The organism is Streptomyces sp. NPDC058637 (assembly GCF_042717325.1).
GTDB lineage: Bacteria > Actinomycetota > Actinomycetes > Streptomycetales > Streptomycetaceae > Streptomyces.
Genome location: NZ_JBHXRD010000064.1, coordinates 1 through 12,358, shown reverse-complemented (window position 1 = coordinate 12,358; position 12,358 = coordinate 1). Strand labels below are relative to the sequence as shown.

The following is a 12,358-nucleotide window of genomic DNA, read 5'->3' as shown; positions in this document are numbered from 1 at the left end:
AGAATCATCGTGCCGGTGTTCCTGGAGCCGAACGAGGACCCCACCGACATGGTCGCCAGCGCCAGCTTCCGCCCCCTGGTAGCCGTCCTCCAAGGGCTGCGCAGCCACGATGAGCGGATCGTGGTCGTCGGCCAGGAGTACGTCGTGAAGCTCGGGGTGTTCGTATCGAACAGCAAGAGCCGCCGGGGCAAGCTCACCGCCGACAAGCTCGCCACGTTGGCCGGCCTCGGGCTGGAATGGGCCAAGGCGGAACGAGCGGCGTCCTGACCGCGCGCGGACAGGACGCGGGGCCGCAGCCGGTCAGCGCTGCGCTGCGGATTCGCCGATCAACGACGCAGGCATCACCCGCACTCAGCTCATTCCTTGTCACGGCTCTTGTCATGGCTCTTGAGGTTGCGGCCTGCGCCGCTGGGTGATTTCAGGTAGGCGTTCTCCGCCTCTGCACTCTGCCACCTGGCGTACAGGTACGTGCACGCCGAGATGGAAGCTCCAAGGGCGGCAAGGGTCACACCCTGAGTTACTACCAGATGTTTGGTGAGCTTGGAGAGTTTGCCTCCAGCTGGTGGGGCCTCGCTCCGGCTGATGCCGACATGGCCGGTCTCCAGTGAGTGGCGGTGCAGTTCTTCGAGACTGTCAGCCTGGAGTGGGCATGCGGTGCACAGGTATTCGGTCAACGGATGATCCCCCTAATAACGGAATGTAGGTTGCCACAGGCTGAGGCCTTCCGCGCACCACTTGGTCATCTTCCGGCTCGTCGAGCCACCCGCAGGACAAGCTATTCCGGTAGACAGACCTGTCAAGCCTGCTGGGCGATCCGGCGGTGCAATCGGCACGGGAACGGGTGGCGGAGACAGAGCTCGGGCAGGAGTTGCGCGCCCGTCTCAGCCCTTCCAGGACCGCTACGACCAGGCCGGGGGGACCAACGCGGACGGCTTCACCAGGCTCTGTGGAGGCAAGCATGGGCGCTGGAGGCGGATCTGCGTGGGGCCCGACGGGCAACAAACATCGATGGAGGAACCGCACTGGGGCCGCCACGGCGAGGTTGGCCTATCGCGTGGGTAGGCAGCGCACCTGACAACTGGTGAGCAGGGCGGGGGGACTGGCCAGAAGAACCCCAGGGCGCCGCGCAGTCCGGGGTCTTTCGCTGTCTGGGGTTAGCGGCACCACCCCAGCAGGCCCTACACGCACTAAGGTGCGATGCCTGAGGGTTCCGAGCTGTGGCATCGCACTGGTGTGCGTGTAGGGCCTGGGTCTCCGGACGCCTCCCTCCTGCGGCTTCATGACAGCGCTGCGTGTCCCAGCTCGTCACTTATGTGCCGGTCGCCCGATGACCCATAGATCACCTGGGGCCCGGACGAACGCGGCGTGGGCGGCCATGTCCCGCTTCAGCTGCGCGGCGGAGACGGTGTGGCCGCGCCAGGTGAGCGCGTCGCGCAGTTCGTCGGGGGTCAGGGGCCGGCCGCAGCGCGCGAGGTGCCGGGCTGCGAGCTGCTCGGTGGTGGGGTAGGGCGGGGGCTGGATCACCAAAAGGGCGTTGCTGAGCGTCCGGTGCTCGGTCATCCCGGCGTTCGCCAGTTCCAGAAGTGGTGTTGCCGCCTTGCCTGCCTGGGAAATGCGTCGCCGCCAGTTGTCACGCGTCAGGTAGCCCTTTCGGTAGCACCACCACAGCAGCGCGCTCACGGATGCGGCCGCGGCCAGCGGATTGCTCCGGGCGAGGGCGACCATGCTGTGGGCGCCCGTACCGAGCAGGCGCAGCGCCCAGTCCATGACCGTCAGCGCGTTCGCGGCGGTGGCCTCCAAGCCGGCTATGCGCATCACGTTCTGGACGACGGGGATCCAGTCGATGACAGCGACTCCGAAGCGGGAGAAGACACTGTCCTGAGTGACGATGACGCAGGGGGCAAGGAACTCTGCCAGCGCCATCGTGGGCGCGTCGTCTGGGTCGCCCCTGTGCCTCCGCGGCATCTCGACGTCGACCCGCAGGATGTGACGGGTCTGCGGGGAAAGGTGATCGCGGATCTCCAGGTTTGGTCGGCATGCAGTTCTACCTGACCCAGCCGGTGCCCGTCACTCACGGCCACGTCCTGTTCCTGGACTCGCCCTGGGCGCTCACCTCGATCAGCCAGGCCCAGTTCTGGGACTGCGACTTCCCGGCCACCTACGGGGACGGGACGGTGGCCGACTGCTTGTCGGTGGACATCTCCTCCTGGGACACCCCGGGCATCCTGTATGGCAAACCGGCCCGCGAGTGCAGCCGGGCGCAAATCGCGGCCGAGGTCTGGGCGCAGCTGTGCGACGGGCTCAACGGAGCTGGTCGAACCCGCCTGCACGAGGGGTTGCTGCACTCGTGGGAGCTGGATCCGGCAGTGCGGAACCTTGACGGGCCGGGGCCGGCCGTCAACGACGAGCCGCTGCTGATCAACACCACCGGTTCCTGGGCGGCGCGCCCGCGGGCGGTGACGGCGGCGGCGAACTTGTTCATGGCCGGGGACTACGTGCGCTCCCCGGTGAACCTGGCGACGATGGAAGGCGCGAACCAGGCCGCCCGCCTCGCCGTGAACGCCCTGCTGGAGGCGGCCGGTGGTGCCGGGGTTCCCGCGGCCGTGCACGCCCTGCACCAGCCCGGGGAACTGCGCAGGCTCAAGGAGGTGGACGCCGAGCTGTTCGGTCAGGGGCGGGCGCACATCATGGACGGGCTGCCGCCGTGGAAGGTCAGTGCACGCGTCTGATCACGACCGTGCAGAGCGCTTCGAGGTCTTCGAGAGCTTCGGGTAGTGCTGTGAGGCGGTGCAGCCGGTCGCGTGCGGCTGTCGCGTGCTGGGCGGCGCGGTCGCTTGTCCAGGCCCGCCCGCCCGCCTCCTCGACCAGGCGGGCGAGGTCGGCGGTATCGTCCCCGGGCTGCGCGTAGAGGCGGGCGAGTTCGTCGCCGGCCGGGGTCCCGGACGTCAGCGCGGCGACCACGGGTACCGACATCTTACGGTTCTTCAGGTCGTTGAAGACGGGCTTTCCGGTCACCGCCGGGTCGCCCCAGATACCGAGCAGGTCGTCCACGAGCTGGAAGGCCATACCGAGGTCGTGCCCGAACTCTGCCCACTGGACGGAGACGGCCGGTTCGGCGCCTCCGTAGAGGGCACCCAGCCGGCAGGCGCAAGCGAACAGCGAGGCGGTCTTGCCCGCGACCATCTCCAGACACTCCGCCAAGGTCACCTCAGTCCGGCCTTCGAAGACCAGGTCCAAGCTCTCGCCGACGGCCAGTTGGATCAGCACGTCCACCAGGGCGGCCGACGCCTCACGAGCCACAGGCCCGTCCTGCCCGTCGGCTTCCGACAGGACGTCGAACGCGGTCAGCATCATGGCGTCCGCCGACCGGGCTGCGGACGACGGGCCGAAGACCTGCCACGCGGCCGCACCGTGTCACCGTCCAGAACATCGTCGTAGAGCAGCGACAGGTTGTGCACCATCTCCACCGCCGCGGCCGCCGGCACCGCCCGCCGGTCCACACCTCCCACCGCACGCGCACACGCCAGAGTCAGGGCAGCACGAACGTACTTACCGCCCTGCCGTGCCCCCTCCCCCGACCAGCCGAACTGATAGGCAGCCACCTCAGCAGCGGGCCCCTGAAGTGACCCCACCCACCGTCGCAGCTGCCCTTCGCAAGCATCGCCCGCGCTGCGCAATACCTCATCGACCACGCCCACCGTCAAGCCCCCTATCGTCAGCTCCACACGAAACCACGCGCCTCTCTGCCCCGGCTGTCGGCGGGCAGGATTCCTCCAAGGCTCCATCATGGTGGGCCCGGCCGGTACATATCGTCGCCGCTGCCCCGGCAGCGCGGTCGGGCGGGCACGAGAGGCGTCAGAAATACTGCTGCACATGAATGAACCCCGACCCGCCAGGACGTCCGGCAAGCTCGGACTGTCGCGACGGCTGGTCCCCATGACCGGCCGTGACCCGGAAGAGCACGGACGGACGGCCTCGCCGCTGGAGCTGTTGTTCGACCTGACCTTCGTGGTCGCTGTCGGCACGGCGGCGTTCCAGTTCGCCGAGATGGTCGCCGAAGGGCATGCCGGCCAGGCGGTCATCGCGTTCGTGCTGGCGATGTTCGCGATCAGCGTCGCCTGGATCAGCTTCAGCTGGTTCGCTTCTGCGTTCGCCACCGACGACTGGCTCTACCGGGTCGTGACGATGCTGCAGATGGCCGGCGTCGTTGTGTTCTCGCTCGGCCTGCCCGCCATGTTCCACTCCGTCGAGGAGGGCGGCCACCTCGAACTACGCGCCATGGTCATCGGCTACGTCGTGATGCGGATCGCGATGGTGTTCCAGTGGTGGCGCGCCGCCCGGGAGGCCCCGTCATTCCACGACGCCTGTATGGCCAACATCCGCTGGACGCTGATCGTCCAGGCCGGGTGGATCGTCGTGGCCTTCGTCCACATGCCGATCGCCGTCGTCTTCGTTGCCTTTGCCGTCCTGGGCGCCCTCGAAATCGCCCTGCCGGTGCTTGCGCAGGGCTCCTCGGGTGACACGCCCTGGCACCCGCACCACGTCGCCGAACGGTACGGACTCTTCGCGATCATCGTCCTCGGCGAGGGCGTCGTCGGTACAGTCGCCTCGTCCGGTGATCTCCTGGGCGGCGGGGACGGCACTCAGTGGACCTGGAACGCCATCGCCGTGGTCATCGCTGGTGTGGGCCTGACCTTCGGTATGTGGTGGATGTACTTCCTGACGCCGTTCGGCCACATCCTGGTACACCGGCGCAAGCGCGGATACCTATTCGGCTACGGCCACATCCCCTTGTTCATCGGCATCGCCGCAGCCGGCGCCGGGCTCCACGTCGCGGGCCTGTACATGGAACATCACGCCAAGATCTCCGGCACCGCCGTCGTCCTCGCCCTCGCACTCCCGGTCGGCCTCTACATGCTCATGATCTACCTCCTGCACACCCTGCTGCTGTCCACGGCCGACCGCTTCCACATCCTTCTGGTCGCCCTCACCATCGCCGTACTGCTCACGGCAGTCCTCCTGGCCGCCGCCGGCGTGGACATCGCGGTATGCCTGCTGGTCGTCATGCTCGCGCCGTTCGTCACCGTGGTCGGCTACGAGACGATCGGACACCGCCATCAGCAGAAGATGCTGCTAGAACTTGATACGCAGTAAGCAGAGCGCCATCTTCACCGGACCATCAACGCGCACAGTATGGGCGGAACAGGCCCCACCCCTCACGGCTGCATCGAATGGCCGGACTCTCCCCGGTCCGTAGTGAGGAGCGTGGAGGTCGGCTTGCTCTGCCTTGTCCCATCGGTCGGCAGGCCGAAGGGACGAGCTCGGCGAACGGAAGCACCGACGGCGCTCGCGACTTGGGGCCCTGTCTATCTCGCGGTGAATCCGCTTGCAGGGCTGGTCACGGATCTACCCGATGACACCGCGTGGCCCAGCGGGCCGCGGGTACATTTTTCGTGCTTTGGGTGATGGGCTGATCTCGAGCTCATAGATTACGTCTGCTGATACTGCAGTTGGGTCTGCCACTCTCCGGGAGCAAAAATGGAACTGCACCCCCCGGTACCACCTGCACGCGACAGATGTCACCGATACGCAGATCAAGCTGGCTTGGAGGCCTGCCAGCGACTCCGTCGACGTCCAGTACGTCGTCTTCCGCGATGGGCTGGAGATCTCCCGGCGCTCCGAGACGACCTTCACCGACAGCAGCCTCACTCCTGACACGGAGTACAGGTACTTCATCGCGTCCACCGACGCCTCGGGCGAATTCTCCGTCCCCTCCGACGTCGCCTCCGTTCGTACCAACGGAGGGGGCCATGCCGTACCTGAATGGGATTCCAACAGCACCTCCTACGAGGTCGGCGACGCAGTGCTCTACAGGGGCAACATCTACCACTGCCTCCAACGACATACCTCGAACGTCAGCTGGGCCCCTACCGCTGCCGTGACCCTGTGGAAGCGCGCCTAAACCGAGGCATTGGTCAAGGTCGACAGCCGCCTAGCCGCCTGCAAGCCGAGCCTGAGGCCCTGTCCAGAGGCTTCCGCCTCGACCTCGACGCGTGCACGGGGCTGGACCCTCGCATTGGGTCCTGCGCGGTCCGCGGCTCCGATTCCTGCGCGGCCTCGGAGCCGCGTCGGTTTCCCTGGCGCCGAAGGTCCCTGACCTCCTCGAACGGTCGGGGTCTTCGTGCTTGGCGATCTGCGCGCGGGCCCGGTGGTGGGGCTGCCGGACCAGCGGCCCAACCACCATGCCGGTCCGACAGCCTCGGGGGTCGCCACCGGACGGCCCCACACCCAGTCCGCAGAGTGGAGCGCGACCGGATGTCGATCCAGTACAAGCACCGCCCCCACTTGGAGTCGTGGCCGCCCTCTGGACGATCTCATCGGCCCGCAGGAGCAATCCCCTATCCGTGTTCATATGCGCACAGGTTTGGCGGCGACACGGTTACCCAGGCCGTTGAGGTGTCACGAGTCACCGGGCGGCCAGGCTGACGAGGTCGCATCCGGGCGGTTGCGTGGGGAACTGTCTGACCACTGCAGAATTGTCGGTCAACTGCTGACGCAGCAACCGGTTCTCGGTGGTCGACTGGTGCAGGACGCCGACAAGCGCTTCGATATCGGCCTTGAGTTGGTTGATCTCCTTGGCGTCCGAGGCTCTGAGCTCCTTGAGACGTCTGATCTGTCGGCGCAGACGCTTCTCGTTGTCCGGCGCGTCCCCGCGTGCGCGGACCCTGGCGTAGAACTCGTTCCTGAGATCCGTATGGCGCTGGGTCAATGCGTTGCGTGGGACTCCGGCCTCGGCTGCGAGCGCAACGATTGTCAATGCCCCGCTTGAGTGCTCGGACTTGTCCTCCAGGATCCGGGCCATGGCCGTTCGGATGCGTTCTCGTTCGTCTGGAACTGGACTCATGGTGTGGGCTCCTGGGTGTGAATGCGGTCGTGGGCGTGACGTTCGGCCAGAGTCCGAAGGTGACCGGCGTGGCGTGCCAGCCGGTCGGCCAGCGGGCCGGGTACGGCGTCCGACCAGCCTGCTTCTCCAGGCCTCGCGCCCGCTGGAGCAGCAGTTCTGCGTGATGGTCGGTGCGCGCGACGTTCGCGCATGTCGGCTGGCACCGGTCCAGTCGCGGAGCGTCGACGGGTTCCAGCCGATGGCACAGTGCTCGTTCCCGGTCGTAGACGCACATCATGAGGGCCCCTGGGTTGTCGTGAACGGTCAGGGCCGGATTGCCGAGGAGGTCCCGGGCCTGGCGGGGGGTACGGATCGACCCGGCGAGGATCGGGGAAGCGGACTTAACGTCCACTGAGACGGCCCGGTTCGCTGCCGTCTCATCGGAGCTGCTCCGCACCGTTCTTTCTCGTCACTCGTCTCACCGAATCTGCTCCGCTCCGGCCGATCTGTTTCGTGGCGCGGTGTCGGCCATGGCCGCCGCTGGTGGCGAGAGCTGGGAAGCCGATAGCCCCCAGCTCGACGGCTACGAGCACAGCACCGGCCTGTCGCTCCTGCCAACGAATGTCGAGCGGATGCAGGAAAAGGCCAAGGGATGGCTGAGATGTCAGAGGGCCGTCCTAAGGTCATCACGAACAAGCAGGGGCCTGTCCGTTTCCAAAGGGGAGAGCACGTGAGCGACGGTATTCAGTGGATGGTCGGCGCGACGACCAGTTCCGGGTGGATGCTGGATGTGCACTTCGCCCGCGGTATAGACGCCGAGGAACTGGCGCATCGCATGGGGGCGCCGCGCGGGGCGAGGGCGGAACCGATGACCGACGCCGAGATAATCGACCTTGACATCGACGCATACCCCGACCGGGGGCCGAGCAGCGCCGTGGTCCGCATCGGCGAGCACGCAGGCTGGACGTTCGCCATCACATACGGCCCCTACCTCGACCGATTGGAGGAGATCTCACGCGACGGTGTGGAAGCCGTCCACCACCACTACAACTCGGAGCACCCGCCCACCACAGTCATGTACGCACGCGACGGTCGCATCGTCTGCGGATTTGGGCTGTGCGAGGAGCGCCACCGCTATGGCCAGGAGCCTGACCTGCTCTTGTCCGACCTCGTGGCCGCCGGAATCCTGCACCCCGACGGAGAGAGCTACTGCGATCCAGACATCGATGACTACGCCGATCGCAAACGCCTTGGCCTGGCCATCTTCGAGGAACGCTTCGGCCTCTCCTTGCCCCGCACCGTACTCGCCGAAGCCCCCCTTCCCGTGTACGCGATCATGGGCTCACCGGACCCTGACTTCGAGGAGATCTCTGCGTGGGCCGCAGCTGACGGCAGACCTCTCCCCGACGAACGCCTGCGCCTGATCCCGGCTGGCCTTCGCGACGACTGCCAGCGGGCCACTGACCCCCAGTGGTGGGAACGCCAGACACGCCTCCGGGGTGGCGTCGCCATTGGCACGTTCCACACCAGCGGAGTCCTGAAAGACCGAGCCCGTGATACCGAGCTGTAGATGCCACCACAGCAGAGGTTCGTCCGACGGTGGCCAGTCGCAGAGCAGGTTCCCTGAGACGTGGGCCCGTATTGGATCAGCTTCCGTGAGATTGGAGCGGGTCGCTTGAGACGGGACAGCCGGTCTCACCGCGGAAGCAAGGAAGCCAATTCCAGCGACGCTTCGGTTGGAAAACCACAGTTCCGAAGGTTCCAACTCTGCTCGGCGCGGTCGTTCGGCGGGGTGGCTGCGTGCCGTGTCGGGGGTCTGGCAGGCTGTGGCCTGGTCCGAGTAGCCGCGCTAAGGGCTGTCCCGCAACGTTGAGGCAGGCGGTTGAGAGACCGAGAGGTTCGCCGCTTATCCTCCTGTTGTGCAGCTGCCTCGGGATCCGTCGAACGTCGCCTATGCCCTGGTGGCAGCGTTTCCGACCCGTCTTGCCGGTGACGTGCAGAGGGTCCTGGCGGTCATGCCGGAGGCCAGGCTCGCGCCGATGACGCCCTTCGAGGTCGAGGTGCAGGGCGAGATCGTCGCCATCCCCTATCACCTCTACAACGAGGAGCCGTGCGTCGACTATGAGCGGCCTCTGTCCGGAAGCCAGCAGATGATTTTGCGCTGCCTGTACTCCCGGCACCACGATGGCCGGGTCCGCCAGCGGCACCTCGAGCAGATTGCGGCGTCGGGTGAGCCGTGGGTGGTCCCGTTCGTGGTGCAGTTGGCCGGCGAATACGTGCTGGAGATCATTGAGTCGATCGGCCGGGGGCTGCCCGGGCTCGCGGTCCTGGGCTCAACCCAGCGCCGACTCTACGGGGAGTTCATCGCTCGGAATCCGGCCTTCTTCGCACGCACGGAGCGGCGCGTGGTGAGCTACTGGTCGTGCTACTACCGCTGGAAGTACGGAGCGTTCGGGACGTATCCCGGATGCATCCTTTTGGAAGCGTTCCGGGCCGCTGTTGTGGAACAGGTAGGCGCGCAGTGGCCGCGGCACACGCCGCACCCGCTGGCGGACGCGGGTGAGGGAACTGCCTGAGTTCGGCCATGGTCCTATCCAGCCAGGTTGAGATTGTGCAGGCGGGCGATGCCGCGCATGGCGTGGTGGACGCCGTCGCCCTTGAGCCGGCAGTCGCGGAGGATCTTCCAGGTCTTCATCCGGGCAAAGACGTGCTCCACTCGTGCACGGACCTGCTTGTGTGACCGGTTGTGCTCCCGCTTCCAGCCGGGCAGTTCCTCGCCCTGAGTGCGGCGGTGCGGCATGATCAACCCGGTCCCCGGATAACCGCCATCAGCTATCACGGTCGTCCGGCCGACCGCTGCCTTGGCCCCCGATTCCTCCCACGCCTTGCAATCGTTCCGGTTGCCCGGCAGCGGCCGGCCAACACCGCGCTGGTAGAGCTTTCTGGGGGCGCCTTCGTCGTGCTGATCTCTTTGAACGTTGAGAGCGCGCGCGGTGGAGCTGGAGCATGACCCGGCGCATGTCGCCTGACAGCCATCCGGTGTCAGTGCATGGAAAGGGACCGCGCCCTGACGGATGTCCCGTCGGAGCGCGGTCCTCAGCCGTTCAAGACTGGTCGGGCGGGGTGGAGACCAGCCTCAAAAGAGGGTGACCTGCAGTCGGTCCGGCGTCAGCTGCCCGTCGGCCTGCTCCAAAGTCACGTTGATCCAGCCCTTGTGACCGTCGGGCAGGGTGACGTAGTAGATGGTCGGCCCTGTTCGCTCTGCGCTCAGCTTTCTGACGAGGCGCCAGGACACTTTCCTGTCGCGGTACGTAATGGACTCAACCATCAGGCCCGGCTCTGCGGCGAAGACGACGTACGACTCCGTGAAGCCCATGCCGGGGCCGAAGAGCGCTGTGATACGCGAGTCCTTCTCCTGCGGCATCGCATCCCGCCCAGCAATGCACGCGATCTCCTGCGCCGCACCGGAGGAAGCCTGTCCGAAGCAGACTTTGCCGGTCGTCGTCTCCCAGACGTATGAGGCGCTGTTTCCGGCCTGCTGCGCCAAACTCAGCCCCTCTTTCGTCGGAGCCGCTTCGGACTGGCGGGCTTGCTCTTCGAACATTGCCTCCAGCCGGGCGCGGTCGGGTTGCCCGGTCGGAGTCCCGCCCGCGGAGGGCGAGACAGAACCGGCCGGAACCTGCCCGGCCGACTGCGGACCGCAGCCCGCTAGCAGCAGCGACGAGGCGACGGCCACCAGCAGACACATCTTCCGTCTTGTGTCCCGGGTCATCGGCCGCACGTTCCCATCTTGTTGCACATGATTACGTCGAGTTTCACCTTGTTGGGTGGTGATTGGGTGAACTCATTGCCCTGCCATGTATGTACGTCGAACGTACCCCAGGCTTTGGTCGAAGTGTGGCCGTCCAGATGGGTGTACGTGGTCTTGTACCGCGTGAGGTAGCCGGACGGCACGTAGCCAAACCTCTCTCCGTTCTTGAGCTCCATGCTGCTGGCCTCGGCTGCTGTGGACGTGTTGGTCTTCGTGTCGGAGTTGGTCCAGGTGTAGTCGCCATTCAGGCCCAGGGCGACTTCGGCCTCGGCGCTGGCGACCAGGGGGAGACTCACCTCTGAACTTGCCTTCACCGACGCCGCCCAACCCCACTTGTCGGCAAACTGCTTTATCGCCGTATACATGGCGGCATAGGTGTAGGTGAACGTCAGTGTCTGGTCCTTGGTGACCTTACGGACGTTCGCGCCGGTTGAGTAGTCGGTCCACTCGTCCTGGTAGGTCACGATGGTGTCCGAGTACACGACGTCCCGCCCGCCGTCGGGCACCACCACGCCCTTGGGCAGCTTCCGCGCCCGTGTCCAGCCACCGAGGGCCCTCAACAAGCCCACAACCGAACAACTGCATCGTAGTCACGATCGGAAACATCAGGAGCATACCCAGCGTGCAGACCATTGACGGTCGCCCGTTCGCCACCCGCGAGGATCTGATCGAGCACAGCGGCTACAGCCGAAGAAGCCTGGGCACGCTGTGGCGGGAGCGCGAGAGCAACGGGCATCCCCCGGCCCGCGCCCTGGGCGAAGTCATGCACTGGGACCTGGAGGCGTGGTCCGACTGGTTCGAAACGAACAGGCAGCAGCCAAGTAGGAGGGCCGTTCGTACAGGTGGCCGCAGTCCGGCGACTCGGTGACCTCCCTCGACTTCCTGTACGGGGTGCCGGGGCCGTGGCAGGTGACGGTGGCGCCGTCGCCCATCACCCACCGCACCCGGGCGACCTTGGCCGTCGCGGTGACGCTCCCGGCCGTCGCGGAGGCAGACACCGGCCCGAACGTCGACGCGGACGGGGTCACCCACATCCACATCGGCATCCCGATCACGTACGTCCCCGCGGCGCGGGGGCTGGCCACCTTCGGGCCCTCCAGGCGCATCGAGGCCGCCGCCTTCCGCGCGACCGTCTCGGGGTCGATGACCGGGGCTGTGTCCGGGGCTTGGCCGTCCGCGATCCAGACCGTCCGTGCCCCCTGCTGGCCGGGGCAGTTGACTCCGTAGACCTCGCCCTTCTCTGACCGGTCGTGGCCCTTCCAGAACAGATTTTCGGCGGGGGGCTGGGGATTGAGCCGGGTGTACGTACACGACGGCGTCGACGGCCCGCCGGACGTAACGGCGGGTCGGGCAGTGCCGCCCGCCGCGCCGGGCGCGGCGCCGCTGCCCGAGGCGCAGACGGTGATGGTCAGCGCCGTGCCCTCGCAGATCCCGCCCGCCTGCCCGCCGTCCCCGTGCGCGGCCGGGACGTGGACGCCGGCCAGGACCACGGAGGCCGCCGTCGTCGCCGTGCGGCTCAGCACGAGCGCGACCCGTCCGGCTTGTACGCGGTCACCATCCACCGATCGTCGTCCCATCGCTCCACCGTCGCGGTGGAGCGGTTGGGCGACGATAGCTCCACCCCGCGCGGGGTGGGGTTGGGATGTTGCGGCGGGGCGGGTGGG

General features: G+C 66.9%; 12 protein-coding genes and 2 pseudogenes. 6 read left to right on the top strand and 8 right to left on the bottom strand.

The window, feature by feature from the left end; genetic code table 11:
- Positions 1-267, top strand: a 267-nt coding sequence (locus ACFWVP_RS34640; protein ID WP_384502126.1) for a hypothetical protein, incomplete at its 5' end; no start/stop codon positions are given.
- Positions 268-356: 89 nt separating this feature from the next.
- Here ACFWVP_RS34640 and ACFWVP_RS34635 read toward each other — a convergent pair.
- Entirely contained in the window at positions 357-674 is a 318-nt protein-coding gene (locus tag ACFWVP_RS34635; protein WP_384502124.1) for a hypothetical protein, read from the bottom strand.
- Between the two features lie 631 nt (positions 675-1,305).
- Positions 1,306-1,923, bottom strand: coding sequence for a hypothetical protein (locus ACFWVP_RS34630; RefSeq protein WP_384502123.1), 618 nt, complete (start codon positions 1,921-1,923; stop codon positions 1,306-1,308).
- Positions 1,924-2,036: 113 nt separating this feature from the next.
- Here ACFWVP_RS34630 and ACFWVP_RS34625 point away from each other — a divergent pair, with 113 nt between their 5' ends.
- On the top strand, positions 2,037-2,729 hold the full coding sequence (locus ACFWVP_RS34625; RefSeq protein ID WP_384502121.1) for an FAD-dependent oxidoreductase: 693 nt from the start codon (positions 2,037-2,039) through the stop codon (positions 2,727-2,729).
- Here ACFWVP_RS34625 and ACFWVP_RS34620 read toward each other — a convergent pair.
- Positions 2,713-3,785, bottom strand: a pseudogene (locus ACFWVP_RS34620) (polyprenyl synthetase family protein). The gene ACFWVP_RS34625 and the pseudogene ACFWVP_RS34620 sit on opposite strands and share 17 nt — an antisense overlap.
- Before the next feature lie 151 nt (positions 3,786-3,936).
- Between ACFWVP_RS34620 and ACFWVP_RS34615 the strand changes: the two are divergent.
- Positions 3,937-5,154 (top strand): low temperature requirement protein A, encoded by a 1,218-nt coding sequence (locus ACFWVP_RS34615; RefSeq protein ID WP_384502130.1) that lies wholly within the window; start codon positions 3,937-3,939, stop codon positions 5,152-5,154.
- Between the two features lie 334 nt (positions 5,155-5,488).
- Complete coding sequence (locus ACFWVP_RS34610) at positions 5,489-5,962, top strand: carbohydrate-binding protein (protein ID WP_384502128.1); 474 nt, start codon at positions 5,489-5,491, stop codon at positions 5,960-5,962.
- A 504-nt stretch (positions 5,963-6,466) separates the two neighbouring features.
- Here ACFWVP_RS34610 and ACFWVP_RS34605 read toward each other — a convergent pair.
- On the bottom strand, positions 6,467-6,904 hold the full coding sequence (locus ACFWVP_RS34605) for a hypothetical protein (RefSeq protein WP_384502119.1): 438 nt from the start codon (positions 6,902-6,904) through the stop codon (positions 6,467-6,469).
- 709 nt (positions 6,905-7,613) lie between these two features.
- On the opposite strand from ACFWVP_RS34605, the gene ACFWVP_RS34600 reads away from it, so the two are divergent.
- On the top strand, positions 7,614-8,453 hold the full coding sequence (locus ACFWVP_RS34600; RefSeq protein WP_384502117.1) for a DUF6461 domain-containing protein: 840 nt from the start codon (positions 7,614-7,616) through the stop codon (positions 8,451-8,453).
- Positions 8,454-8,802: 349 nt separating this feature from the next.
- Entirely contained in the window at positions 8,803-9,459 is a 657-nt protein-coding gene (locus ACFWVP_RS34595) for a hypothetical protein (protein ID WP_384502116.1), read from the top strand.
- 14 nt (positions 9,460-9,473) lie between these two features.
- Here the strand turns inward: ACFWVP_RS34595 and ACFWVP_RS34590 are convergent.
- The 4 genes and pseudogenes from ACFWVP_RS34590 to ACFWVP_RS34575 form a co-directional block, all read right to left on the bottom strand.
- Positions 9,474-9,806, bottom strand: a pseudogene (locus ACFWVP_RS34590) (transposase); the annotation flags it as partial.
- A gap of 213 nt (positions 9,807-10,019) precedes the next feature.
- Positions 10,020-10,655 carry a hypothetical protein gene (locus ACFWVP_RS34585; RefSeq protein ID WP_384502114.1) on the bottom strand — a complete coding sequence of 212 codons (636 nt, stop codon included), beginning with the start codon at positions 10,653-10,655 and terminating at the stop codon, positions 10,020-10,022.
- Positions 10,652-11,158 carry a hypothetical protein gene (locus ACFWVP_RS34580; protein WP_384502112.1) on the bottom strand — a complete coding sequence of 169 codons (507 nt, stop codon included), beginning with the start codon at positions 11,156-11,158 and terminating at the stop codon, positions 10,652-10,654. Before ACFWVP_RS34580 ends, ACFWVP_RS34585 begins: the two co-directional genes overlap by 4 nt.
- A 297-nt stretch (positions 11,159-11,455) precedes the next feature.
- Positions 11,456-12,271: an ATP/GTP-binding protein gene (locus ACFWVP_RS34575; protein WP_384502110.1), complete on the bottom strand. Its 816-nt coding sequence runs from the start codon at positions 12,269-12,271 to the stop codon at positions 11,456-11,458.
- Positions 12,272-12,358 lie beyond the last annotated feature (87 nt).